This is a genomic window from Exiguobacterium profundum (genome assembly GCF_042652865.1).
Taxonomy (GTDB): domain Bacteria; phylum Bacillota; class Bacilli; order Exiguobacteriales; family Exiguobacteriaceae; genus Exiguobacterium; species Exiguobacterium profundum.
In genome coordinates this window covers 259,002-283,534 of record NZ_JBHSHG010000001.1, presented here as the reverse complement: position 1 = coordinate 283,534, position 24,533 = coordinate 259,002, and the positions used below count along the sequence as shown (strand labels likewise).

20 protein-coding genes, 1 other RNA gene, 1 pseudogene and 1 other annotated feature are annotated in these 24,533 nt (G+C 49.8%); of the genes and pseudogenes, 5 read left to right on the top strand and 17 right to left on the bottom strand.

The features are described 5' to 3' along the window. Positions 1-61 precede the first annotated feature (61 nt). Entirely contained in the window at positions 62-748 is a 687-nt protein-coding gene (locus ACFO4U_RS01450) for a hypothetical protein (RefSeq protein ID WP_074037442.1), read from the bottom strand. A gap of 115 nt (positions 749-863) precedes the next feature. On the opposite strand from ACFO4U_RS01450, the gene ACFO4U_RS01445 reads away from it, so the two are divergent. After that, on the top strand, positions 864-1,412 hold the full coding sequence (locus ACFO4U_RS01445) for a VOC family protein (RefSeq protein ID WP_074037443.1): 549 nt from the start codon (positions 864-866) through the stop codon (positions 1,410-1,412). Positions 1,413-1,470: 58 nt separating this feature from the next. Here ACFO4U_RS01445 and ACFO4U_RS01440 read toward each other — a convergent pair whose 3' ends face one another. From ACFO4U_RS01440 to cymR, 4 genes are read right to left on the bottom strand one after another with little or no spacing between them, the layout of a single operon-like run. Beyond that, the gene (locus ACFO4U_RS01440) at positions 1,471-2,130 is read right to left on the bottom strand and encodes a tetratricopeptide repeat protein (RefSeq protein WP_015881191.1); all 660 of its coding nucleotides are present in this window, start codon (positions 2,128-2,130) and stop codon (positions 1,471-1,473) included. A 10-nt stretch (positions 2,131-2,140) separates the two neighbouring features. Continuing rightward, complete coding sequence (mnmA, locus tag ACFO4U_RS01435; protein ID WP_074037444.1) at positions 2,141-3,262, bottom strand: tRNA 2-thiouridine(34) synthase MnmA; 1,122 nt, start codon at positions 3,260-3,262, stop codon at positions 2,141-2,143. Beyond that, positions 3,263-4,399 (bottom strand): cysteine desulfurase family protein, encoded by a 1,137-nt coding sequence (locus ACFO4U_RS01430; RefSeq protein WP_215244092.1) that lies wholly within the window; start codon positions 4,397-4,399, stop codon positions 3,263-3,265. Between the two features lie 17 nt (positions 4,400-4,416). Then, positions 4,417-4,824, bottom strand: a complete 408-nt coding sequence (gene cymR / locus ACFO4U_RS01425) for a cysteine metabolism transcriptional regulator CymR (protein ID WP_074037447.1) — start codon at positions 4,822-4,824, stop codon at positions 4,417-4,419. A 60-nt stretch (positions 4,825-4,884) separates the two neighbouring features. Here cymR and ACFO4U_RS01420 point away from each other — a divergent pair, with 60 nt between their 5' ends. Next, entirely contained in the window at positions 4,885-6,201 is a 1,317-nt protein-coding gene (locus ACFO4U_RS01420) for a replication-associated recombination protein A (protein ID WP_074037449.1), read from the top strand. A gap of 12 nt (positions 6,202-6,213) precedes the next feature. Here the strand turns inward: ACFO4U_RS01420 and ACFO4U_RS01415 are convergent, their stop codons facing one another. The 3 genes from ACFO4U_RS01415 to ACFO4U_RS01405 form a co-directional block, all read right to left on the bottom strand. Beyond that, positions 6,214-6,981, bottom strand: coding sequence for a tRNA threonylcarbamoyladenosine dehydratase (locus ACFO4U_RS01415; protein WP_159562006.1), 768 nt, complete (start codon positions 6,979-6,981; stop codon positions 6,214-6,216). Between the two features lie 95 nt (positions 6,982-7,076). Beyond that, positions 7,077-7,263: non-coding RNA, 6S RNA (gene ssrS, locus ACFO4U_RS01410), on the bottom strand. A 74-nt stretch (positions 7,264-7,337) separates the two neighbouring features. Then, positions 7,338-8,552 carry a DASH family cryptochrome gene (locus ACFO4U_RS01405; protein WP_215244093.1) on the bottom strand — a complete coding sequence of 405 codons (1,215 nt, stop codon included), beginning with the start codon at positions 8,550-8,552 and terminating at the stop codon, positions 7,338-7,340. A gap of 336 nt (positions 8,553-8,888) precedes the next feature. Between ACFO4U_RS01405 and ACFO4U_RS01400 the strand changes: the two genes are divergently transcribed. Continuing rightward, a complete protein-coding gene (locus tag ACFO4U_RS01400) occupies positions 8,889-9,542 on the top strand; it encodes a YczE/YyaS/YitT family protein (protein WP_196430452.1) in 654 nt (217 codons plus the stop codon). Positions 9,543-9,567: 25 nt separating this feature from the next. Here ACFO4U_RS01400 and ACFO4U_RS01395 read toward each other — a convergent pair whose 3' ends face one another. Beyond that, positions 9,568-10,608 (bottom strand): alcohol dehydrogenase family protein, encoded by a 1,041-nt coding sequence (locus tag ACFO4U_RS01395; protein WP_215244094.1) that lies wholly within the window; start codon positions 10,606-10,608, stop codon positions 9,568-9,570. Positions 10,609-10,709: 101 nt separating this feature from the next. After that, complete coding sequence (locus ACFO4U_RS01390) at positions 10,710-12,422, bottom strand: ABC transporter ATP-binding protein (RefSeq protein ID WP_074037457.1); 1,713 nt, start codon at positions 12,420-12,422, stop codon at positions 10,710-10,712. A 119-nt stretch (positions 12,423-12,541) separates the two neighbouring features. On the opposite strand from ACFO4U_RS01390, the gene ACFO4U_RS01385 reads away from it, so the two are divergent. Then, a complete protein-coding gene (locus ACFO4U_RS01385; protein WP_015881180.1) occupies positions 12,542-12,892 on the top strand; it encodes an iron-sulfur cluster biosynthesis family protein in 351 nt (116 codons plus the stop codon). Continuing rightward, positions 12,865-13,086, top strand: coding sequence for a hypothetical protein (locus tag ACFO4U_RS01380; protein ID WP_143180248.1), 222 nt, complete (start codon positions 12,865-12,867; stop codon positions 13,084-13,086). Before ACFO4U_RS01385 ends, ACFO4U_RS01380 begins: the two co-directional genes overlap by 28 nt. A gap of 108 nt (positions 13,087-13,194) precedes the next feature. On the opposite strand, the gene aspS is transcribed toward ACFO4U_RS01380, so the two are convergent. From aspS to secD, 7 genes and pseudogenes are all read right to left on the bottom strand, one after another. Next, positions 13,195-14,967 (bottom strand): aspartate--tRNA ligase, encoded by a 1,773-nt coding sequence (gene aspS, locus ACFO4U_RS01375; RefSeq protein ID WP_074037459.1) that lies wholly within the window; start codon positions 14,965-14,967, stop codon positions 13,195-13,197. Then, entirely contained in the window at positions 14,964-16,244 is a 1,281-nt protein-coding gene (gene hisS / locus ACFO4U_RS01370; protein WP_074037952.1) for a histidine--tRNA ligase, read from the bottom strand. Before hisS ends, aspS begins: the two co-directional genes overlap by 4 nt. Positions 16,245-16,287: 43 nt before the next feature. Beyond that, positions 16,288-16,522 (bottom strand) — a binding site (T-box leader). 38 nt (positions 16,523-16,560) lie between these two features. Then, the gene (gene dtd / locus ACFO4U_RS01365) at positions 16,561-17,004 is read right to left on the bottom strand and encodes a D-aminoacyl-tRNA deacylase (protein WP_031421442.1); all 444 of its coding nucleotides are present in this window, start codon (positions 17,002-17,004) and stop codon (positions 16,561-16,563) included. A 16-nt stretch (positions 17,005-17,020) separates the two neighbouring features. Next, positions 17,021-19,210, bottom strand: coding sequence for a RelA/SpoT family protein (locus ACFO4U_RS01360; RefSeq protein ID WP_074037461.1), 2,190 nt, complete (start codon positions 19,208-19,210; stop codon positions 17,021-17,023). Positions 19,211-19,398: 188 nt separating this feature from the next. Beyond that, positions 19,399-19,917 carry an adenine phosphoribosyltransferase gene (locus tag ACFO4U_RS01355; protein ID WP_074037462.1) on the bottom strand — a complete coding sequence of 173 codons (519 nt, stop codon included), beginning with the start codon at positions 19,915-19,917 and terminating at the stop codon, positions 19,399-19,401. Between the two features lies 1 nt (position 19,918). Then, complete coding sequence (gene recJ / locus ACFO4U_RS01350) at positions 19,919-22,213, bottom strand: single-stranded-DNA-specific exonuclease RecJ (RefSeq protein ID WP_215244095.1); 2,295 nt, start codon at positions 22,211-22,213, stop codon at positions 19,919-19,921. A gap of 99 nt (positions 22,214-22,312) precedes the next feature. Beyond that, positions 22,313-24,530 (bottom strand): annotated as a pseudogene (gene secD, locus ACFO4U_RS01345) (protein translocase subunit SecD). Positions 24,531-24,533: the final 3 nt, after the last annotated feature.

Below are 24,533 nucleotides of genomic sequence, written 5' to 3'. Positions count from 1 at the left end.
CACCTCCAGCTATTTTTCCATCATCCATTATAGCCCGAGATGAATCGATTGAACAAATGCCCTAGTCGAATAGACTCAAGATTTGCTCGATTCGGTCGAGATCGACGACCTCCAAAATACGTATCAACTGTTCGATATCGACCCGGTCCAAAATGCGCTCAACCTGATCCAGGTCCACCTCTTCAATTAAACGCTGGATCCTATCCAAGTCACCAGACGCCTGATATGCCTCGAGTTTTGTGAAGAGCTCGGTCTTCTCGATGCGGATCGAGTCCTGAAGCATCCCCCTCGCCCCGAACAGGACGAGTCCGATGACCGCCAACTGAATCAACCAGTTCGTCACGACTTTCCAGAATGGAACGGTCTGATGGATGAACGGGATGAGCGGAATGAACGTTACTTGAAGGAGTAACATCCCGACTTGGACATATACGTTCGGAATGAGGAATCCGAGTACTGCCAAAATCAATGGAACGACCCAACCAATACCGACATGTTCAGATGTATGTTGCCAAGACTTTTGCTCACTGTATACATAGTGAACAGCCCATCCAACGAGAAGGAGCGCTACGAATAAAAGAAGGATTAACGTTAAGAGTCCACGTGGTTCAACGACCACTTGATATAAGATCGTATTCGTCCATTTCCCGTCTGCTAATCGTTCATTTACCGATTCAAATAATTGATTCAACCAGACGTACTCGACAATAAAAAACAAAATGACGCTGACCATGCTAAATTTTCGCAAGCCACTCGACCTCCTTCTATAGGTTGTCATTCCCCCACTTCAACACAGCTAGTCGCGTTTTTGATTTAAAGAAACGGGGAACTGTTCGAATGAAACATTGAAGGAGGAATCATCTATGGGCAAACGAATTCCAGTCAGCGGATTATGTGAACTCGTTTTAGAAGTGACAGACATGAACGAAGCCGTAGCCTTTTGGCATGAAAAATTAGGGCTTCCTGTCGTCGAACAATGGGTCGGAGACGATGCCGAACCGAGTGAATCACAAGAACAAGCGAACGAACCGTGGGCAACATGGCTCTATATCGGCGGGAACACACGGTTAGGTCTTTGGTTGAAACGCGACTTTACGGATGAAGAGGATGCGAATCGGAAACAAGACGTGACGGAATGGGACACGCTCTATGATGAAGGTGGCGTCCACGTCCACTGTGCGTTCTTCGTTCCGATGGAGTCGTTTGAACAGGCACTCGAAATCTTAGATGAGACCGATGTCCCTGTTAAACTTCGGATGTGGGACGAGGATGAGACGAAAAATGGGAAAGAACGCTCTGCGTACTTCAAAGACCCGAGCCATAACATCATCGAACTGTATACGAAAAATATGGACGAGGCGTACGGCGAGTTTGCCGGAGAACCCGTCAAAATCACAACGAAACAACTCTAATCGCGTCAACAAAAAAGTGCCATCGCTCAATCGTGATGGCACTTTCCTATTCAAGAAATCAGTTTCCAAGCAGTGCATCCATCTTCGCGACGGCGTCACGCGCAAGTTCATGATCCGGTTGCATCTCCAAGACGCGTTGAAGCTCAGCGTACGTTCGTTCCTGGTCACCCAAGAACGCATATGCGATTGCCAAGTTGTAACGGGCATCCGTATGGCTCGCATCGAGATCGAGCGTCTCTTCTAGCGCAACGACCGCCTCTTCGAGCTGTTCACTCTGTGCGAGTGCAAGTCCGTATTGGAACGTGATCTCCACGTCTTCTGGCGATTGTTTTTTCGCTTCACGCAGGCGTGGCATCGCTCGAACGAAATCACCCATCGCCTTATACGTCAACCCGAGCATGAAATGAAGATCAGCATCATCCATCCCAGAAAGGAGCGCTTGGCGAAGCGACGCCTCCGCTGACTCCAATTGCTCGAGTTCATAGGCAAGTGCACCTTTCGCGTAGTGAGCGGCACCGAACGAACCATCGAGCTCGATCGCCTTATCATAGAAGATGACGGCACGATCGTAATCGTTGATCGCCTGGAGCAATGTCCCCATGTTGACGAAACCAGTCGGGTCCGTCGGGTTCGCTTCGATGGCCTCATTGAAATGTTTGGCCGCCTGTTCGAATTCACCTTGCTGCATCGCTTGGATGCCTTGTTCGTTTGCGTTCATATCAATCACCTCATCCGATATAGTCGAGTCGTTTTCCGTTTCGATACGCTTCGTCAATCGTTGCCCCACCGAGACAGATGTCGCCATCATAGAAGACGACCGCTTGTCCTGGCGTGATGGCACGTTGTGGCTCATCGAACTTGACGAGGACCTCGCCATTTTCGAGCGGAGCGATCGTGACCGGGACATCTTGTTGGCGATAACGGAACTTCGCCGTCGCCCGGAACTCTCCTGATGAAGCAGCTCCCGTCCATGATAGTTTCGAAGCGAGCAGCGCATCTGAGTAGAGCGCGTCGTGATGGAACCCTTGTCCGACGAACAAGACGTTGTTCTCAACATCTTTCCCGACGACGAACCAAGGATCACCGTCGCCACCGATTCCGAGACCGTGACGTTGTCCGAGTGTATAATACATCAACCCGTCGTGACGTCCTTTGACGACGCCATCGAGCGTCCGCATTTCACCAGGCTGTGATGGAAGGTATTCCGACAAGAATTCTTTAAAGTTCCGTTCACCGATAAAGCAGATTCCCGTCGAATCTTTCTTCTTCGCCGTCGCGAGTCCTGCCTCTTCGGCAATCGCACGTACATCTTTCTTGTCCATATGACCAATCGGGAACATCGTCCGCGCGAGCTGGTCTTGTGACAATTGGTTCAAGAAATACGTTTGGTCTTTGTTGTCGTCTTTTCCTCGTAACAGACGATGCTCACCATCAACATATTTCACTTGCGCATAGTGTCCGGTCGCTACAAAATCGGCACCGAGTCGAAGCGCATGGTCGAGGAATGCTTTGAATTTGATTTCTTTGTTACACATGACGTCCGGGTTCGGCGTCCGACCGAGACGATATTCCGCTAAGAAATATTCAAAGACGCGGTCCCAATATTCTTTTTCAAAGTTGACCGCATAGTAAGGAATCCCGATTTGGTTCGCCACGGCGATGACGTCTTCATAGTCCTCTGTCGCCGTACACACACCGTTCTCGTCCGTGTCATCCCAGTTTTTCATAAAAATTCCGATGACGTTATACCCTTGTTCTTTTAACACATGGGCCGTCACCGATGAATCGACGCCACCTGACATCCCGACGACGACCGTCGTCTCTTCAGGGGCTTTCGTGCGTAAATTCATCTATCTCACTCCGTTCATAAATGTCGAGACGACTTCTTCTAGTCGCTCCGCGAGCCGTTTCGCGTCCTCGACCGAGTTACCGTGGCCAAAACTGATTCGAACAGACTGACGCGTCCGCTCTGAATCCCCGTACATCGTCGACAATACATGGGACGGTTCGACCGACCCCGCCGTGCAGGCGCTCCCGCTCGAAATCGCCATGCCCCGCATATCCATCATGATGAGGAAAGGTTCAAGGTCAATTCCAGGGAGGTATAAGTTCACGATGTGAGGTAAACGATTCGACCCGTTCACCTCATAAGTTACGCCTAGTTCGTCAAGACGTTGACGCAGTGCCAAATCGAGCGAAGCATAGAGAGTCACTCGGTCCTCACGCTCTGCCATGACGAGTTCAGCTGCTTTTTGGAATCCGACGGCACCCGGAACATTTTCCGTGCCGGCTCGACGTTTACGTTCTTGTTGTCCACCAAAAGAACGTGACGCTAATTTTACACCTGTTTTCATGAAAAGAAAACCGATACCTTTTGGCCCATTCACTTTATGTGCGGACGCCGACAATAAATCGACATGAATACGTTTCACATCAATTTCTTCTGTACCGAGCGCTTGTACCGCATCCGTATGGAAGAGAGCCTGATGGTCTTGTAACAACTCCCCGATTTCTTGAATCGGTTGGCGCGTTCCGACCTCGTTGTTGCCGTACATAACCGATACGAGAATCGTATCCTCACGTAACGCTGATCGGAACGTTTCTATATCTACAGCTCCCGACTCATCAACATCGAGATACGTGACGTCGAAGCCCTCGCGCTCAAGTTGCTCCATCGCGTGAAGAACGGCGTGATGTTCGACTTTTGTCGTGATGATATGTTTGCCTTTTTCTTGATGGGCATACGCCGCACCCAACAAAGCATAATTATCTGACTCCGTCCCACCTGACGTAAAGACGATCTCGTTCGGTGAAGCACCAATCCACTTTGCGAGGACGCGACGTGACGAATCGAGCGCCGCCCGGGCGTTACGTCCAATTCCGTGGATGCTCGACGCGTTCCCGTACGTCTCTAAAAAGTAGGGTGTCATCGCTTCGAGGACTTCTGGTCGCATCGGTGTCGTCGCAGCGTGATCAAAATAGTTCATCTAAAGTCACCTCATTATTAAATATAAAACATGTAGCCGTCTGACTCTTCCTCAGCGAGGTCAGCGAGTGTCGTTTCATCAAGGACGGTATCAATTGCTTCTTTGATTTTATCCCAAAGCTTCCGTTTCACCGCATCATCTGCTTCAGATTCTTCGACGATGGCCAGCGGTCCTTCGAGCAAGCGAATGATTTCACCCGCTGTCACTTCTTCTGGCGGTTTGACGAGCTGATAGCCGCCATACGCACCACGCACGCTCTTGACGAGTCCACCGTTACGGAGTGGGCCGATTAATTGCTCTAAGTAATGCTCTGGCAATTCATGTCGTGCCGCAATCTTTTTTAAACTGAGCGGTTTGTTATCAGTCTCGCGTGCCAACGCAATCATAATCGTCAAGCCATAACGGCCTTTAGTAGATATTTTCATCTTCAAGTCTCCTTCTGTTATACTAATCGAACAAACGTTTGTCGAAAGGAATGGTTACGTATGCCTGATTTATTTCATCAATCGAATGGCGGACCGCTCGCCAATCGGATGCGCCCCGAAACATTAGATGACGTTATCGGACAGCGCCATATCATCGGCGAGGGCAAGCTACTTCGTCGTGCCATCGAAGCCGATCGACTTGGTACGATTATCCTATATGGTCCACCTGGCACCGGTAAGACGACACTTGCCCGTGTTATTTCGAATTACACGAAAGCGACATTCGTCCAATTGAACGCCGTCACAGCAAAACTCGATGAATTGCGGAACGTCATTCGTGAAGCGGAGTCCCGCTTCGACTATGAAGACGAACGGACGATTCTCTTTTTAGATGAGATCCACCGGTTCAATAAGCTCCAACAAGACGCACTCCTTCCTGCCCTTGAGTCTGGAAAGCTCGTCCTCATCGGAGCGACGACAGAAAACCCGAGTTTTGAAGTAAACGCCGCACTCCTGTCACGCGCGACCGTGTTTCGACTCGAGCCACCTGGTGCTGAAGAGTTACGTGCCGTCCTTGAGCGGGCGCTACACGACTCACGTGGTCTCGGAAATTATCCGGTCAAAATGGATGAAGCTGCTGCAGACCATTATATCAAAATGGCGGATGGTGACTACCGTGTCCTGTTGAACGCACTCGAACTCGCCGTCTTGACAACGCCTGAGGTGGACGGAGAGATTCATATCACGCTAGAGGTCGCGGAAGAGTCGATTCAACAGAAGTCAATCAAATACGATAAGACGGGCGACCGACATTACGATGTCATTTCGGCGTTCATCAAATCGATTCGGGGGTCTGACCCGGATGCCGCGCTATACTGGCTAGCCGTCATGATTGAGGCTGGCGAATCTCCGCGATTCATCATGCGTCGTTTATACGTCCATGCCGCCGAAGATATCGGAATGAGCGACCCGAACGCACTTCTCATCGTCGATGCAGCAGCACGAGCGAGCGAGTACATCGGTTTTCCAGAAGCTCGCATCCCAATCGCAGAAGCCGTTCTCTATTTGGCAACCGCTCCAAAATCAAATGCGGTCATCACCGCCATCGACAAGGCGCTTCACCACGTCCGCACAGTCGAGGGAGGCCCTGTGCCCGTACATCTCCGGGATGCCCATAGTCCAGGAGCACGTGAACTCGGGAACGGGGTCGGATACAAGTATCCACATGACGAAAAAGACGGGTTCGTCCCTCAAAACTATTGGCCAGAAAACTTGGCTAGAAAACGACCAAATTACTATAAACCGACGCCACGTGGATTCGAGCAACAAATCCAAAAACGGCTCGATTATTGGGAAAAACGACGCGACTCGAAATGAGCCAGCGTCGTTTTATTTTTGGATGCGGTTGATTTCGACGCCCGCTTGTTCGAGCAAGTCATTGATGACGTATCCTGCAGCGACAAGTCCTGCAACCGATGGGACGAACGCGTTCGAGCTCGGTGGCATCTTCGCTTTACGGATCGGGGCATCTTTCTTCCCGACGACCTCGTTCACGTCTTCGCGTGTCACGATTGGAGATTCGTCCGAGAAGACGACCGGGACGCCTTTGTAGATTTTCTCTTTACGTAGACGAGTACGGACCATCTTCGCAATCGGGTCATATGACGTATCTTTAATGTCGACGACCTTGATGCGTGTCGGATCCATCTTATTCGCCATCCCCATGCTTGAGATGACCGGGATGCCGCGACGCTTACATTCTACGATTAAATGAATCTTATAGATGATCGTGTCTGACGCATCGATGACGTAGTCGATGTTTTGAGCGAAGAACTCTTCATATGTCTCTTCTGTATAGAACATCTTCAATTGGACGAGGTCTAAGTCCGGGTTGATGTCAAGGAGACGTTTCCCCATCGCTTCGACTTTCGGTTGACCGACCGTCGACAATAGTGCGTGGATTTGTCGGTTGACGTTCGTGATGTCGATATCATCTTTATCGACGAGGACGATGCGTCCGACGCCACTGCGCGCAAGTGCCTCTGCCGCAAATGAGCCGACACCGCCGACGCCTAAAATCGCGACCGTTTTATTCTTTAAAGCATCAAGGCCTTCAGAGCCGATGGCCAATTCATTACGTGAAAACTGGTGTAACATATTTCTTCCTCCAACTAATCCTATTTTCTCATACTATTTTACTCGGAATTATATTCAAAAAAAAGACGTCTCGCGACGTATTTACAAAAAAATCGATGGGGCCCGGAGTGCCGTGACGATGCCTTGCTTTTGAACCTGCGTATGCAGGTGGGTGACCTAGCGTTTCCTTCACAAGTCCTCCTGCACGTGATGAGGCAGTTGATCTGGTTAGCAGTTCGGTCTCCCGTATTCAAAGTGTTGGCTCAAAATAACGAAGGCGGCTCTCGTACACCTCAGGTATCCCATCTGTTGATTTAACTATAGCGCTTCTGTAAAAAGAAGTCAATGAGAAACGCCGACTTCACGTGACAGTTTGGTCACAACCATTTGTTACGAAACGCACGGTCCGGGTCATACGTGAACTGTTGACGCTCGATGTTGAAACGGCGGTCGCGCGAGTCGTTCCCGACACCCGCCTGGTACGCCCAATTCCCCCAATTGCTCGCCACGTCGTAATCGATTAGTTTCGATTCAAAGTAGGAAGCCCCGTAACGCCAATCTTGTTTTAACTCTTTTGAAAAATAATTCGCCACGATTTGTCGCCCCCGATTGGACATCCATCCCGTCGCATTCAGTTCGCGCATAAACGCATCTACGAAATCAACACCCGTCTCTCCCTTTCGCCATTTTTCAATGACATCCGCCTCGACTCGCCAGTCTTTCCGTTTCGACCGGATGCCTTGTGATTGAAATAATTTTTTCCCTTGCTCGAGTGCGACCCATTGAAAGAACTCACGCCATAATAGTTCAAAGTACAGCCAGTACGTTGATTCATTTACCCCATGCGTTCGTTCATGTGCCTCGAGTTCAAAGAATACCCGTCGAGGTGATAACGAGCCGTTCGCTAAATAAGAAGATAGCTTCGTCGAGTCATCGACACCAAAACCATTTCTCGTTTCTTTGTACGTTCGAATCGGCACGGACAAATAGTCATTCAATCGACGCTTCGCTGCCAATTCGCCACCTTTGAACGGAAACGCCGTCCTCGGGTCTTGCTTTACTTCTTGAATCGAAAATGGGAACGTCACCTCGCGTGTGGCAGCCGTCGCCTTACGGGAAATCAGTTCTCGGGGGCGTACATCATATTCGACCGCTTTTCGAAACTCCGTGAAGAGAAATGGCATCTTCTCGAACGGGATGTCCCCCTCTTCAAATAACGTGAATCCACCGAACGTCTCGTACTCCCCTTTCCATTTTTTGATCACTTCATTTTCACGTCGGCGCTCATTGTACCCGACTGCCCGCTGAAACAAGAGACGGTCGGCCGGGTCGAGCGTCTCGAGCGGATGACCAACATGAACAAAAAATGGGATCCCGAGTGCGTCTAACGAACCTGCCACATCTTCTAGCGACTCCTTCAGGAAATGAAGTCGCTCGTTCCCAAGTGGAATGACGCCATAACGATTTTCAACGAACTGATTCGGACTGATAAAAAAATGACCTTCGATCGGATCGTCATGGCGAAGTGCCTCTTCAAGCGGTAAATGATCATCAATACGTAAATCATTTTGGTACCATATGATTGTTTTCATCATTAGACCTCCTCCACCCTATAGTATGATGGGTTATAATCTTTGTCATGAAGATGGAATGTGCTCGAGATATGTTTTCAAAATCAAATTGTGTGGAATATATTCTTTTAGAAGAGAAAGGGGTGCAACATAATGGCTAAGAAAGGCAAAATGGGAACATTGATTAAAATCGCGACGGCGGTCGCACCGTTCGTCTACGATTACTATAAAAAGAACAAAGCAAAGAAATCATCGAAGAAATAACACTCACGTCTCAGCCAATAAGCTGAGACGTTTTTTTTATGTTTTTCAATCGCCTGTGCTAAGATAAATCAATCATTCTATTGAAACGAGGCGATGTTCGTGCACGTCCGATCTATCCACCTTTTACGCATTCTCTTCAAATGGGGTCTCTTCATGACCGGGTTGTTCTTACTCGCGCTCGGTTCATCTATCATGATCACGGCAAATCTCGGGGTTTCCACGTGGGACGTCCTTCATATCGGTATCGCTCACCATCTTCCGATTTCAATCGGGACGGTGATTTTATGCGTCGGTCTTTTACTCGTTCTATTTAAATACATACTCGACCGCATCCGTCCTCAGTTTGGAACTCTAGTAAACGCGGTGTTCGTTGGGGTGTTCATGAACGTGATATTAAATGAGCAATGGCTCCCTGTTTTCGAAGGGATGATTGTGAATATTGTTTGGCTCACATTCGGCATATTTGTGATGGGCATGGGAGCTGGTCTCTATGTCGCCGTCGGGTACGGTGCCGGTCCACGCGATGGATTGACGCTTGCCTTAGCAGACCGTTTCCAAACGTCCGTCCGTGCCATGAGGACTTGGATGGAACTGACCGCTTGTCTCATCGGTTGGGCACTCGGCGGACCACTTTTCTTCGGGACCGTCTTATCGATTTTCCTCATCGGTCCATTCTTCCAGTTTTGGCTAGAACGGTTCCGCCTGTTCATCGCCTATGTCGATCGTCTCAAAGTAAAATTCGCATGAAAAAGAGAGGAGATCTCCTCTCTTTTTATGTGTTCGGAATGAGCACAATCTTTCCGAACTTACCCGATTGTTTAAAATACGCCTGTGCCTCACGTGCCTCTTCAAGCGGGAACGTCCGGTCAATGACCGGTTTTAGCTTCCCTTCGGCGACCGAGCGCAACATCTCCGCGAATTCATATCGTGTCCCGAGAACAGACCCGTACATCGCGATATGTTTCAAGTACAGCGTCCGGAAGTCGAGATGGGTCGTCTGTCCTCCCGCCGAACCAGAGATACAGAACTTCCCTCCCTTTTTCAAGATGTTTAGAGATACATCAAATAGCGTATCTCCCACGACATCGAGGACCGCGTCGACCGGGCCACCGTTCGCAGCGATAATATCATCGGCGAGCGTCTCAGAACGGTAGGAAAACACTTCGGTCGCCCCAAGCGCTTTTAACTCTTGCTCGTTTTTCAAATCACCGACGATAGCGAACACATTCGCCCCGAATACGTTCGCCGCAATTTGGATGTTGAGTGAGCCGACCCCGCCACTTGCCCCAGTGACGACAATCGTCTCACCGGAACGGATGTGTAACTGCTCGTTCATATGCCAAGCCGTGAGACCACTTACGGAAAAGACTGCACTCTCGACGAAATCATCAAGCGGCATGTCAAAACAAAGGTCAGCCGGCCATGATACATACTCCGCGTAGCCCCCGTCATACTCTGATCCAATAAAGGACATATCGTCCGACAAGTGTTCCTTCCGCTCAGGTCCGCTCGAGGTGAACGGGAATAAGACGACGTGTCGACCCATCATCCCTTGGTCGACCCCATCTCCGAGCTCGACGACTTCACCAGTGATGTCTGAACCGGGAATGCGTGGGAACTGGACGCCTTCCGGGCGCCATCCTGACTTCTCCCCAGTTCCATAAGCCCCTTCTCGCATCCATATTTCCGTATTGTTAATCGCGCAGGCGCGTACCTTGATCAGCACTTCTCCTGCTTTCGGAGACGGTTTCGGGATATCAACCACTTGGAGTTGGTCAACGTCCCCATATCCTATGACTTGTACAGCTTTCATGGTATTTTGCCTCCTTCGCTTTCGTTCATCCATAAGTATTTACCCACGAAATGCTGTTATCACGCCAAAAAAGGGCCGCCCTTTATCAGGCAGCCCTCGATTTATAGTTGTTGACGTTGTAACAGGTTCGTGAAGACGCCACCTTTTTGACTGAGTTCTTCGTGCGTTCCATCTTCTACGATTCCTTCTGCCGTCACGACAAGAATCCGGTCGGCATTCCTTACAGTCGCTAAACGGTGCGCGATGATGAGCGTCGTTCGATTTGCTGCCAGTTCATTTAATGAATCCTGAATGATGGCCTCGGTCTCCGTATCGAGCGCCGAGGTCGCCTCATCGAGTATTAAAATCGGCGGATTTTTCAAAAACATACGCGCAATGGCGATGCGTTGTTTCTGACCTCCGGAGAGTTTTAGTCCACGCTCTCCGATTTGTGTATCAAGACCGTGCTCGAGCTCTTCGACGAGCGTGCCGAGATGTGCTTTTTCCACCGCATGCATGATCTCTGCATCGGTCGCATCCAGTTTCCCGTAAGCAATGTTCTCCCGTAGCGTACCCGCAAATAAGAAGACATCTTGTTGCACAATTCCGATTTGACGACGTAAACTCTCTTTCGTCATGTTCCGGATATCCATGCCGTCAATCGAGATGGCACCCTTTGTGACGTCATAAAAACGCGGAATGAGTGAACAGATGGTTGTCTTTCCAGCCCCGCTCGTCCCGACTAAGGCAACAGTCGTCCCTGCCTCGATCGACAAGTCAATATCTGTCAACACTTGGCGGTAGTCTGAATAGCCGAATGAGACGTCATCGAAGACGATATCGCCTGTCAACGTTTCGACCTCTGTCGCATCCGCTCGGTTCTCAATGTCCGGCTCTTCATCAAGCAACTGCGTGAATCGTTTGAACCCTGCCATCCCTTTCGGATACATCTCGAGGAGCGCCGTGATCTTTTCAATCGGCTTAATGAGTAAATTCATGTACAAGATGAAGCCGACGAGTTGTCCGTACGATAGTTGTCCTTCATACGTCAAGTACGCCCCGTATACAAGGACGAGCAACGTCATAAGACGCGTCGTGATATAGATACCTGCGAGTGACGTACTCATGACGCGATACGCTTCAATCTTCGAGCCGCGATAGAAGTTGTTGTCTTTTTGGAAACGCCCGATTTCGAACGCCTCGTTCGTAAACGATTGGACGACGCGTGCCCCGGACACACTGTCCTCGACGCGCGCGTTCACTTCCCCGATATTCGTGTACATCTTTTGCCACGCCTTGTTCATGTTCTTATTCGCATACGTGATCATGATGATGAGGAACGGTACTGCGACAACGGTGACGAGTGCGAGTTCTGGGTCGATCGAGAACATGATCCCGAACGCACCGAGTAACGTCATGATGGCGATAAAGAAGTCTTCCGGCCCATGGTGCGCCACTTCCCCGATATCGAACAAGTCGTTCGTGACCCGGCTCATCAAATGGCCGGTCTTATGATTGTCAAAGAAGCGGAACGACTGTTTATGGATATGCGTGAACAACTCTTCCCGCATGTCCGTCTCGATGTTGATGCCGAGCTTATGTCCCCAGTAGTTGACGACGTACTGCATCATCATGGCCAATATGTATAGAATCAACAGGCCGATGCTGACGATGATAATCCAGTTCCATTCCCCACCCGGCAACAAGTCGTCGATGAACCATTGAACGGCAAGCGGAAATCCAAGTTCAAGCAGTCCGACGAGAATTGCGAATGAAAAATCGAGTAGGAATAACTTTTTATGTGGTCGATAATAACTAAAAAAACGTGAAATCATTCTCTCTTCCCCCTTCTCTTCATTTAGTGTACGCTTTTTTCCGAAAGGTGGAAAACAGGATGCATCCCTTTTTCATTCTTTTTTCAAACGGCGTATAATAAAAGTAAGGAGTGATACACATGCATGTACACATTACAGATCGTGCCCTTGAACGAATCGAGTCATTGAAAGGCGAACGCGAAGGACAGATGCACCTCTTTTATGAGACAGAAGGTTGTGGTTGTGGGAACAGCGGAATCTTTGAGATTCGATACGTAACCGAGACGACTCCGGAAGACGTTGAAATCGAATCCAACATCGGACCAATCTTAATCAAAAACTGGACAAAAGTGTTTTTAGATGAACAGATGAAAATCGATTTCCTCGAAGACCGTCGTACGCTCGTCTTGAAGAGTGACGGCCAAGTGTTCAATTCGAATCTACTCGTGACGGACGGCACAGGATGTCAGTTGAACGTTCCGAGCCGATGAAACAGACACTGAAACAACATCCGAGACTCCTCATTCTCTTTTTCGTGAGTTTCGGTCTCGGACTACTTGGAATCTATCTGGCGTTTATCGATTCGGTCTATACGATGTCCGCAGTCATCGCCTCGCTGTTTGCGTTTGGTTTCGCGTTGCAGCGAACAGCGAAATACATGCAGCGAGAAGAGGATAAACGTTAACAAGAGGATGTGTTCCAATTAAATATCTACCATCTCGTGTTGAATCCAAAATCCGTTTCACACATACAAAAAACGAGGATTGCCATGGCAACCCTCGTTTTTTTATGCTTATTTTTTCTCTTTTATTGCCGTACGAATCGATAACTCTTCGAGTTGCGCGTCCGCGACAGGGCTCGGTGCTTGCGTCAAGAGACAGCTTGCCGAAGCCGTTTTCGGGAAGGCGATTGTGTCGCGAAGGTTCGAACGACCTGCAAGAATCATGACGAGACGGTCGAGACCGAGTGCGATTCCCGCATGTGGCGGTGTACCGTATTCGAACGCTTCAAGCAAGAAGCCGAACTGTTCAACCGCTTCTTCTTGTGTGAAACCAAGCAATTTGAACATGCGCTCTTGAATGTCACGCTCATAAATACGCTGTGAACCGCCACCGAGTTCGTAACCGTTCAAGACGAGGTCATACGCAACCGCGCGTACACTTGCCGGATCTGTCTCGAGAAGATGGAGGTCTTCACGGTTTGGCATCGTGAACGGATGGTGGTTCGCATAGAAGCGACCGTCTTCTTCTTCAAACGTTACGAGTGGGAAGTCCGTTACCCAAAGGAAGTTGAACTTCGATTCGTCGATGAGACCAAGTTCGTGACCGAGCTTGACGCGGAGTGCGCCAAGGCTGTCTGCAACGACAGTTGGTTTCGATGCGACGAAGAGAAGAAGGTCACCTGCTTCTGCATCTGTGGCTTCAATTAGCTTCTGTGCGTATGTCTCATCAAAGAACTTCGCGATTGGACCGTTCAAGCCTTCCGCTGTCACTTTGAGCCATGCGAGACCTTTCGCACCGTACACCGCCGTGAACTCTTGAAGCTTGTCGATGTCTTTACGTGAGAAGTTGTCCGCCTCACCTTTGACGTTGATCGCCTTGACTTGCCCGTTTGATTCGAGTGCTGCATCGAACACTTTAAAGCCAGCACCTTTCACAGCGTCTGCCACGTCGATGAGTTCGAGACCGAAGCGCGTGTCCGGTTTATCCGAACCAAAACGACGCATCGCTTCCGCGTGTGTCATCCGCTCGAACTTCGCTGGTGTGTCCGTACGACCGAGCGTCGATTCCATGACTTGTCCCATCATCGATTCCATCATCGCCATCAAGTCTTCGATGTCCATGAAGCTCGTTTCGATGTCGACTTGTGTGAATTCAGGTTGACGGTCTGCACGAAGGTCCTCGTCACGGAAGCAGCGTGCGATTTGGAAGTAACGGTCAAATCCTGCGACCATGAGCAACTGTTTGAAGAGCTGTGGTGATTGTGGAAGTGCATAGAACTCACCACCATGGACACGGCTCGGTACGAGATAGTCACGTGCGCCTTCTGGCGTCGACTTCGTCAAAATCGGTGTTTCGACTTCAAGGAACTCTTGCTCCGTCAAGAAGTTACGAATCGTGTTCGACGTTTTCGAGCGGAGACGGAACGTCTCTTGGAGCGCCGGACGACGAAGGTCGAGGTAACGGTATTTGAGACGCAGGTCTTCTGAAACGTTTTCCGCTTCGTCACCGATTGGGATTGGTGTCATCTTCGCAGCGTTTAAGATGTTGATCTCTGAAGCGATGACTTCGATATTTCCTGTCGGCATGTTCGGGTTCTTGTTCTCACGCTCGAGAACCGTCCCTTTCACGTCGAGGACGAACTCACTACGAATCGTCTCCGCGAGTTGGTGGACCGCTTCGTTCTCTGGGCGAACGACGACTTGGACGATCCCTGTGCGGTCACGAAGATCGATGAAGATGAGACCTCCGAGGTCACGACGTTTTTGTACCCATCCTTTTAATTGTACTTCCTGGCCGATGAGTGACTCTGTCACGCGGCCGTTCATATGTGTGCGTCCGATCATTGTCCTGCTCCTTCCGATAGTTCACGAATTTTGTCTGCGACGGCCGAGAGTGGCACGTCGACTTGTTCACCAGTCGTCATATCTTTCAAGGCGGCTGACCCTCGTTCGACTTCGTCATCCCCTAAGATGACTGTGAACTTGGCTTTCAGACGGTCCGCCTGTTTGAATTGTCCTTTGAACTTGCGTCCTTGGTAATCACGGTCTGCTTTGAACCCTTCCATGCGGAGGAGTTGTAGGAGGCGTGTCGCCGTCAATTCGACTTCTTTTCCGCCTTGGGCGACGATGAAGACATCAAGTCCTGTCTCGAGTTCAGGTAGGACTCCTTCATTCTCTAATGCGAGGATGAGACGCTCCAACCCGATTCCAAAACCGATTCCCGGCATGTCCGGTCCGCCGATATCTTGTACGAGACCGTTATAGCGTCCGCCGCCACAAAGCGTCGTGATGGCTCCGAATCCTTCTGCCTCAGACATGATTTCAAACGCAGTGTGCGTGTAGTAATCGAGTCCACGGACGAGCGTCGGGTCGACTTCATAGGCGACACCAAGTGCATCGAGTTGTGCGAGCACTTGGTCGAAATAGGCCTTCGACTCTTCGTTCAAATATTCAAGAATCGACGGGGCCGTCTTCATCGACGGGTGATCGCGGTCGACCTTACAATCCAAAATGCGAAGCGGATTCTTATACAGGCGTGACTGACAGTCTTGGCAAAGTTCGCCTGCTACCGGCTCAAAGTGACGGATGAGCGCATCGCGGTGGGCGTTGCGGCTTTCCGCGTCCCCAAGCGAGTTGACGACAACTTTGATTTTCTGAAGTCCGAACGACTTGTAAATCGAATAGGCGAGGCTGATGACCTCAGCGTCAACGGCCGGGTCACTACTACCGATTGCTTCGACACCGTATTGGTGAAGCTGACGGAAGCGACCTTTTTGTGGACGCTCGTAGCGGAACATTGGTCCCATGTAGTAGAGCTTGGTCGGCTGGTCCGGATTTCCGAACAGTTTGTTCGTCACGAACGCACGAACGACAGATGCCGTTCCTTCTGGGCGAAGCGTGTACTCGTCTTTCCCTTTCTTCACGAGCGTGAACATCTCTTTTTGGACGATGTCCGTCGTTTCCCCGACACTGCGTGTGAACAAGTTCGTCGTTTCAAAGATTGGTGTGCGGATTTCTTTATAGTTATAACGGGCGCTCATGTCGCGAAGCTTTTCTTCGACATATTGCCACGTCTCGACCGTGCCCGGAAGCAGGTCTTGTGTACCGCGTGGTGCTTTCATCATCACATTTCCCTCCTTAATAATACAAAAAGGCCCTCGTCCGCAAAGGGACGAGAGCCTGTGTCAGTTTCCCGTGGTACCACCCTCGTTGCAGAGCCATCACTTGAAACTCTGCCACTCGAAATCGGTTAACGCCCGATGAAACGGCTCCCCCTACTCGCTTTCAAGGGAGCACCTCCAAAGTGTCGTTCGGGTCATCATCCAGTCGATGCTTTCAGCCAAGGCATCGCTCTCTTTGCTGGTGGGTTGACCGTACTCTTCTTTATCGTAGGTGTTTGACTATATGCTTCATGATGCCGAATCAAGCCGGCATCTGTCAAGCGTTTTTTTCGAGCATGAGTGTGACCGGTCCGTCGTTGACGAGGGCGACGTCCATCATCGCTCCGAAGCGTCCCGTCTCTACGACGAGCCCATTCGACCGGAGTCGCTCATTGAATTTTTCATAAAGCGTCTCGGCCATATCCGGTTTTGCGGCCTTTGTAAAAGCAGGTCGCCGCCCTTTCATCGTGTCTCCATATAAAGTGAACTGAGAGACAGATAAAATTTGTCCGGACACGTCTTGAATCGATAAGTTCATCTTTTCTTGATCGTCCTCGAAGACGCGAAGTCCGGTCACCTTGTCGGCGAGCCAGTTCACTTCTTCTTCTGTATCTTCATGTGTCACACCGACGAGAAGCAAGTACCCGGCGTTGATTGCCCCGACGACTTCTTCCTCGACTGTGACTGATGCTTCTTTCACTCGTTGCAATAATACACGCACGTTCCTCTTCCTTTCGTCACGTCATCATGACTCGGCTGACCGAATACACGTCTGAGATTTGTTTGATGCGCTCGACGACTTTCTGCAAATGGTTCACGTTCGGAATCGAGATGGTCATCGAGATGCGGGCCTGTTTGTTTTGGTCGCCCCGACCACTGACGGCCACGATATTCGTATTCGTCGCCGATACTGCTTGAAGGACGTCGTTTAAGAGACCTGAGCGATCATATCCTGTGATTTCGATGTCGACGTTATAGTTCTTCTCTTTCGCTTGTCCGACTTCCCATTCGACGTCAAGGAGACGCTCTGGGTGTTGTTCGTTGACAATGTTCAAGCAGTCTTTCCGGTGAATTGAGACACCGCGTCCACGGGTAATGTATCCGACGATTTCATCCCCCGGTACCGGGTTACAACAACGGCTCATGCGAACGAGCATGTTGTCGATGCCTTTGACCGTCACGCCCGCTTCCGTCGTTTTCTTCTTCGGTGCCTGACTGACTTTCAATTCGCTGATGGCTTCCGACAGTTCGAGTTTCGGTTCTTTCCGCTGCTTCTCCGTCAACTTATGTGCGACTTGTGCGGCAGTGATGCCTTGATAACCGACAGCGGCGTACATCTCTTCCTCGTTCCCGAAGTTGAACTTCTCGACGACGATACTGAGTGCAGGTTCATCGATAATCTCTTTCGGTTCAAAACCAAGTTTCTTAATTTCTGCTTCGACGAGATCTTTCCCTTTCTCGACGTTTTCTTCACGTTGCTGACGTTTGAACCATTGACGAATCTTGTTCTTCGCCTGACTTGAAACAGCGAGCTTCAACCAATCCTTACTCGGTCCGTAACTATGCTTCGACGTGATGATTTCGATGATGTCACCAGTCTCCAGTTTGTAGTCGAGCGGTACCATCCGGCCGTTCACTTTCGCACCCGTCATCCGGTGCCCGATCTCCGTATGAATCCGGTACGCATAGTCAATCGGGACTGAGCCCTTCGGCAACTCGAATACGTCTCCTTTTGGTGTGAAGACGTACAGCATGTCGCTAAAGAAATCGACTTTGAGGGATTCCATGAATTCCTCGGCATCCGTCGTATCCTTTTGAAGTTCAAGAATCTCACGAAGATGGGCGATCTTCTCGTCGAATCCGTTCGTCGAGACGTTTTTCCCTTCTTTATACGCCCAGTGTGCCGCAATCCCGAACTCAGCGATGAAATGCATGTCTTTCGTCCGAATTTGGACTTCGAGCGGCTCACCTTTCGGTCCAATCACTGTCGTATGGAGCGACTGATACATGTTCGGCTTCGGCATAGCGATATAATCTTTGAAACGTCCCGGCATCGGCTTGTACTGGGTGTGGATGATTCCGAGCACGGCATAACAATCACGAATCGAATCAACGATAATGCGGACCGCCATCAAATCGTAAATTTCATTGAACTCTTTTTTATGCTTCACCATCTTGTTATAGATAGAATAGATGTGCTTCGGTCGACCGTTCACGTCGGCATCGATATGCACTTCCTCAAGAACCCCGTTCACTTCCGTGATGACAGAGGTGACGAGTGCTTCTCGTTCCGTCCGTTTCTGTTTCATCATCGAGACGATCTTGTAGTATTGCTGTGGGTTGATATAACGTAACGAAATATCCTCGAGCTCCCACTTGATTGTCGAAATCCCCATCCGGTGTGCGAGAGGAGCAAAGATTTCAAGCGTCTCTTCCGCTTTTTGGACTTGTTTCTCTTTCGGCATATGCTGCAGTGTCCGCATATTGTGGAGCCGGTCCGCAAGTTTGATCAAGATCACGCGCACGTCTTCTGCCATGGCGATAATCATCTTCCGGTGGTTTTCAGCAAGTTCTTCTTTTTTCGATTTATATTTAATCTTACCAAGTTTCGTGACGCCATCGACGAGCATGGCCACGTCTGGACCAAAATCGTCCGTCAATTGCTGTAACGAAACATCCGTATCTTCGACAACATCATGCAAGAGCGCTCCAATAATCGTTGTGGCGTCTAAGCCGATATCAACGAGAATGCCGGCCACTTGGACCGGATGGAGAATATAGGGCTCGCCCGAACGTCGGAACTGACCGGTATGATGAAGTTTTGCGTATTCGTAAGCGCGTTTCACTTCGGCTATATCGTCGTCACCCATATACTCCCCGAGCGCGTCGAGAAGATCCTCAATACTTACGATTTGTTTTTTGGTCATAACATTCGACACCCTTTTTCTAACCGCTCCAATCGCCTCGGATTCGTCGCAGCATGGTAGTAGTTTGTATTCAAGATTCTGTGATTTTTATAACCATTATCGAAAAAATCTGACGACCTGTCAAAGGTTGTAGGTTATTTTCCTTAAAAACTATTCAAAAACGGGAAGCATATCGCTTCCCGTTCAAATTAGTCTTCGTAGCGGATGAGTGAGAACACGTCGTATCCTTCAAGACGCTCACGTCCACCAAGTCCGTCGAGTTCGATCAAGAACCCGATCCCTGCCACAACACCACCGAGTTGTTCAATCATTTTAATCGTTGCTTCAATCGTACCACCTGTTGCGAGCAAGTCATCCAAGATGACGACTTGTTGTCCAGGTTTGATTGAATCTTTGTGCATCGTTAAAATGTCCGTTCCATACTCAAGACCGTATGAAACTCGTACTGTCTCACGTGGTAACTTTCCTTCTTTACGTACTGGTACAAACCCGAGTTCGAGCGCATACGCTGCCGGGCAACCGACGACGAATCCGCGTGCTTCCGGACCAGCGATCAACTCCGCTCCACGTTCACGTGCATAAACAACGAGCTCATCTACTGCTTTCTTGTAGACTTCGCCATCTTGCATGAGTGACGTGATATCTTTGAAGCTGATTCCTTCCTTCGGGTAATCTGCTACTTCTTTAATATGCTGTTTGAAATCCATTTTATGTGTATGCCTCCTGCATCTTGTTCGATCGCAACGATTGTAACCGCTCTTTGAGCTCCGCCAATGACGCGTATACGAAACGCTCTTCGAGTTGTTGGCGCCCAATCCGGCGTTGATAGCACGGCGCCTCGGTCAAATCGCGTTTCGGTGCTTCTGGATTGACTCCAGGCAGTCCGTCTTCCATTGTAACAAGAAATTCGAGTTCAGAGAATACTTGATGCATAAATTGAATCGTATTTTTTGACCATTTTCGCTCTTTTGACAGACGAATCAGGTTTTCACGTAGATTTTTCCGTTCGCATGTTGCCATATGGACATAATACGTTCGGAAATCCTCACGGGACGGAAGACGTTCAAAGAACGAGTCTCCTTGACCGAAGGCACAATAAATACGTTCAATCCCCTCATGAAGTTTTTCTGCGAGCACCTCTTCATCGTCCGGAAGATCGAGCAGAACGACGAAACGGTTGAGCGGTTCATCTCCTTCATGGAGTGGAAAATCTTCGTTCGTCCCTTGGAAAGATAAAAATGACGTCTGTTCTTTCGGCAAATCTTTCAACTCTTGCATTGATTTTTTCTTCCCACGATAGTCAAACACTTGGAAGTCATCGACCCGTAAATCTTGAATCATGAGCTGCGGTTTACGCATTCCGTTCCATTCGTTGACTTGAAGACTTCCCATCACCGAGATATGAGCCATCTTTGAAATCTCTGAAACGACGTGCCCGAATCCAAATCCAATACCATCGAGCTCACGCTTGTCTCCGGCGAGCTGTACTTTCAAATGCGTGGCATCCCGTCCGATTTGGCGAATATCTCGCAGTTTCGCATCTGCGACAACGACGCGAGGGGATGGATTCCCCATACCAAATGGCGCGAGCTTTCCAATCTCTGAGATCAAATCGAGCGAAACGTCGTTAACGGAGAGTTTCAAGTCGACGTTGACTCGTGGTACAAACACGTCATCGGGGATGGACTCCGCCTGACGGTTCAGTCGCTCTCGTAGTTCGGCGACGTGTTCCGACTGAAGGGTCATCCCGGCCGCGGCTGGATGTCCGCCAAAGTGTGGCAAGATATCTTCATTCTTCGAAAGTTCCTTGAAGAGGTCAAATCCATCGATGGAGCGCCCCGATCCTTTCGCCTTACCCGTCTCGGGGTCGTGGCAAAGGAGGATGACTGGACGATAGTACGCCTCGACGAGACGAGATGCGACAATCCCGACGACGCCAGGATTCCACTTCTCACTCGCCACGACGAGTACACGGTCCTCGGTCATCGACGCTTCAACGAGTTCTTTCGCTTCAGCAGCGATCGTCTTGACGATGTCTTGACGTTCTTTGTTTTGCTTATCGAGCTGTTTCGCGAGCTCGAGCGCTTCCTCGACATGTTCAGCCAGGAGCATTTGTAATGCCGGCATCGCTGAATCGAGTCGACCCGCGGCATTGATGCGTGGACCGAACGCGAAACCGACCGACTCTTCGTTTAATACGCTGTCACCGAGACCACATACTTCACGTAATGCTAGAATACCTGGACGTTTTGAAGCCTCGAGCGCGGCAATCCCCTTCTTCGCGAGCAACCGATTCTCTCCGTCGAGTGGGACGAGGTCGGCAATCGTTCCGAGGACGGCCAAATCAAGGAGTTCTTCCGGCATTCTCCCTAAAACGGCGTGCGCCACTTTGAGAGCTACTCCCGCACCGGCGAGTTTATCGTATGGATATCCCGGGTCGATATGTGGATGAATGATTGCATAGGCGTCCGGCAATGTCTCTTTCGGCTCGTGGTGGTCTGTGATGATCAAATCGACGCCAAGGTCTTTTAAGAGTGTGGCTTCTTCAATCCCAGAAATTCCACAGTCCACCGTGACGACCAAGGTGAATCCTTCGTTCGCTGCCCATTGGAACGCTTCTTTGTTCGGTCCATAACCTTCAGTGAAACGGTTCGGGATATAACACTCGGCCATGACACCAATTTCGGTCAACGCATGCCACATGACAGATGAGGCACTGACCCCGTCGACATCATAGTCACCATAGATGAGCACCATTTCCCCATCGTCTGCTGCCCGTTTGATGCGGGTGACGACTTTCTCCATCTGTTCAAACAAATACGGGTCATGAAAGACGAGTTCATCCTCGGCATACAAGAATGCCTTGGCCGCTTCTACGTCTTGATGACCACGCTGAACAAGCAACGTCGCCAGTTGTGCTGATATATTTAATTCGTTTTGTAAACGCGTAACGTCGTCCGGATTTGTTTCCGGATAGAGCCACTGTTTTTTCGAATGGTACATGTCCTTCACTCCAATCAATTGTAGATTATAGCAGACCGCGTGAAAGATGTGCCGTCTTGACATTTGAAAAGGTCTCCCGATTGAAGGGAGACCCACTTGTTACGCCTCTGTGACCGGCGTATCTTTTTTCTTGTTGATTGTCGTACGTTTGATGAGGAGCCATAAATACGATGCAATGAAGATCGAAGAATACATCCCCATGAAAAGTCCGACGATGAGCGCGAGCGAGAAGCTGCGAATCGACTCTGCCCCGAATACATACAAGGCAATCGCTGTAACGAGTACCGTGATGACCGTATTCACGGACCGTACGATTGTCTCTTGAATCGACTTGTTGATGATCGACTCATAGACGTCCATCGACTTGATTTTTCGTTCCTTTTCATACGACGTGATGTTCTCGCGGACCCGGTCGAACGTTACGATCGTATCGTTGACCGAGTAACCGATGATGGTCAAGATCGCGGCGATAAAGTACAAGTTGACCTCGATCCCAAAGAGCGAGAACGCGACGATCATGAAGAAGGCATCGTGTAACATCGCGATAACAGTTGCAAGTGCATATGAGAATTGGAAACGCACCGTGATGTAGAGAATAATCCCGATCGAAGCGACGGCTACCGCATACAAAGCATTTTTCGCCAAGTCACGACCGACTTGAGCCGAGACGGTGCTGATGTTCGGGTCGTTCCCGAATTGTTCAGTGAACGCCGTCTTGACGTTCGCGACTTCCTCTTGGCCCAATTGGCCAACGAACGTCACGTATGCCAAGCGACCTTCATTTGCATATTGGACGCTTGAAATCTCTTGGTCAACTCCGGCATCGTTAAACGCTTTCGTGAATTCTTCTTGCGACACACGTTCTTCCGTTAGTACTTCGACCCGCGTCCCTGAAGCAAAATCGATTCCGAGGTTCAACCCACGGAAGAACAAGAGACCGATTCCGAGAACGACGATTGCCGTCGAAACCAAGAACATCGTGCGCATATGTTTCACGTAATTCCATTCAGTAAGCTTAAAGTTCACGGATTTCACTCTCCTTCACACCAAACCATCCTTTGCGTTTGTCGAACAGACGACTTGAGACAAGGAGGTGCATCAAATAACGTGAGATGAATACGTTCGAGATGAACGTCATCCCGATTGAGATCATGAGCATGACAGCAAATCCTTTGACCGAGCTTTGTCCGAAATAGAACAAGACCGCAGCCGAGATGAGCGTCGTCAAGTTGGCATCGATGATCGTACTGAGGGAACGACGGTTACCTGCACGGAATGCCGATAAGACCGATTTTCCAGAGCGGAGTTCGTCTTTGATTCGTTCCGCGGTAATGATGTTCGCATCGACTGCCATACCGACCCCGAGGACGAGTGCTGCAATCCCTGGAAGCGTCAATACCGCATTGATTCCGTTGAAGAACAACATGATCAAGTTGATGTACAGAACAAGCGTGATGATCGATACGAGTCCTGGGAGACGATAGAAGAACAACATGAAGAGGAATACGGCGATGATTCCGATTGTTGCGGCAAATACCGTTTCTTCTAAAGCATCTTGACCGAACTGGGCCGATACGGATGTCGAGTAAATCTCATCTAGTTTGACCGGGAGCGCCCCTGCGTTCAAGATGTCCGCAAGGCGTTGACCGCTTTCCGCGTCAATTCCACCACCTGAGATGATGGCTTTATCCGATAAGATCGGACTCGTTACCGAAGCATCTGACACAATTTTCGAGTTCTCTTTTTGAACTTCTTCCTCATATGTGTCGCCCTCTTCATAGTCGAGCCAGATGACCAGACGGTTCTCAGGAGCTGGACGTTGTGCAATCTCAGATGTCACTTCGCCAAACTTGTCGGCCGATTGAAGTGTCAGCTCAACGACCGGTTGTCCTTGTTGGTTGTAGCTGAGCGCTGCCCCACGCGGCGCCAAGTCTTTCCCATCGAGCAAGACGTTGTCGTTCACGTCACGGAATGTCAATTGTGCCGTTGACGAGAGAACCTCGCGCGCTTCGTTTTGGTTCGATACGCCCGCGAGCTGGACACGGATGCGATTGTTTTCTTCGATTCGAACGTCCGGTTCGGAAACTCCGAGGACGTTGATTCGGTTATTGATGGCGCGAACGGTTGCATTCATCGCCGACTCGTCGATGACGTCGCCGTCTTCGAGCGGTTGTACTTCATACAAAACTTCGAATCCACCTTTTAAGTCGAGTCCGAGGTTCGTGTTCTTGACGACCCATGGTGTCGTGAACACTGCGAGCAGGATTGTCGCAATCATGATGATCGCAAAAATCGCAATGTTGCCTTTTTTGTACATACG

Coding starts and splice junctions, on each gene's coding strand:
- ACFO4U_RS01445 (WP_074037443.1), top strand. CDS start 864: ATGGGCAAACGAATTCCAGTCAGCGGATTATGTGAACTCGTTTTAGAA.
- ACFO4U_RS01440 (WP_015881191.1), bottom strand. CDS start 2,130: ATGAACGCAAACGAACAAGGCATCCAAGCGATGCAGCAAGGTGAATTC.
- mnmA (WP_074037444.1), bottom strand. CDS start 3,262: ATGAATTTACGCACGAAAGCCCCTGAAGAGACGACGGTCGTCGTCGGG.
- ACFO4U_RS01430 (WP_215244092.1), bottom strand. CDS start 4,399: ATGAACTATTTTGATCACGCTGCGACGACACCGATGCGACCAGAAGTC.
- cymR (WP_074037447.1), bottom strand. CDS start 4,824: ATGAAAATATCTACTAAAGGCCGTTATGGCTTGACGATTATGATTGCG.
- ACFO4U_RS01420 (WP_074037449.1), top strand. CDS start 4,885: ATGCCTGATTTATTTCATCAATCGAATGGCGGACCGCTCGCCAATCGG.
- ACFO4U_RS01415 (WP_159562006.1), bottom strand. CDS start 6,981: ATGTTACACCAGTTTTCACGTAATGAATTGGCCATCGGCTCTGAAGGC.
- ACFO4U_RS01405 (WP_215244093.1), bottom strand. CDS start 8,552: ATGAAAACAATCATATGGTACCAAAATGATTTACGTATTGATGATCAT.
- ACFO4U_RS01400 (WP_196430452.1), top strand. CDS start 8,889: ATGTTCGTGCACGTCCGATCTATCCACCTTTTACGCATTCTCTTCAAA.
- ACFO4U_RS01395 (WP_215244094.1), bottom strand. CDS start 10,608: ATGAAAGCTGTACAAGTCATAGGATATGGGGACGTTGACCAACTCCAA.
- ACFO4U_RS01390 (WP_074037457.1), bottom strand. CDS start 12,422: ATGATTTCACGTTTTTTTAGTTATTATCGACCACATAAAAAGTTATTC.
- ACFO4U_RS01385 (WP_015881180.1), top strand. CDS start 12,542: ATGCATGTACACATTACAGATCGTGCCCTTGAACGAATCGAGTCATTG.
- ACFO4U_RS01380 (WP_143180248.1), top strand. CDS start 12,865: ATGTCAGTTGAACGTTCCGAGCCGATGAAACAGACACTGAAACAACAT.
- aspS (WP_074037459.1), bottom strand. CDS start 14,967: ATGATCGGACGCACACATATGAACGGCCGCGTGACAGAGTCACTCATC.
- hisS (WP_074037952.1), bottom strand. CDS start 16,244: ATGAAAGCACCACGCGGTACACAAGACCTGCTTCCGGGCACGGTCGAG.
- ACFO4U_RS01360 (WP_074037461.1), bottom strand. CDS start 19,210: ATGACCAAAAAACAAATCGTAAGTATTGAGGATCTTCTCGACGCGCTC.
- ACFO4U_RS01355 (WP_074037462.1), bottom strand. CDS start 19,917: ATGGATTTCAAACAGCATATTAAAGAAGTAGCAGATTACCCGAAGGAA.
- recJ (WP_215244095.1), bottom strand. CDS start 22,213: ATGTACCATTCGAAAAAACAGTGGCTCTATCCGGAAACAAATCCGGAC.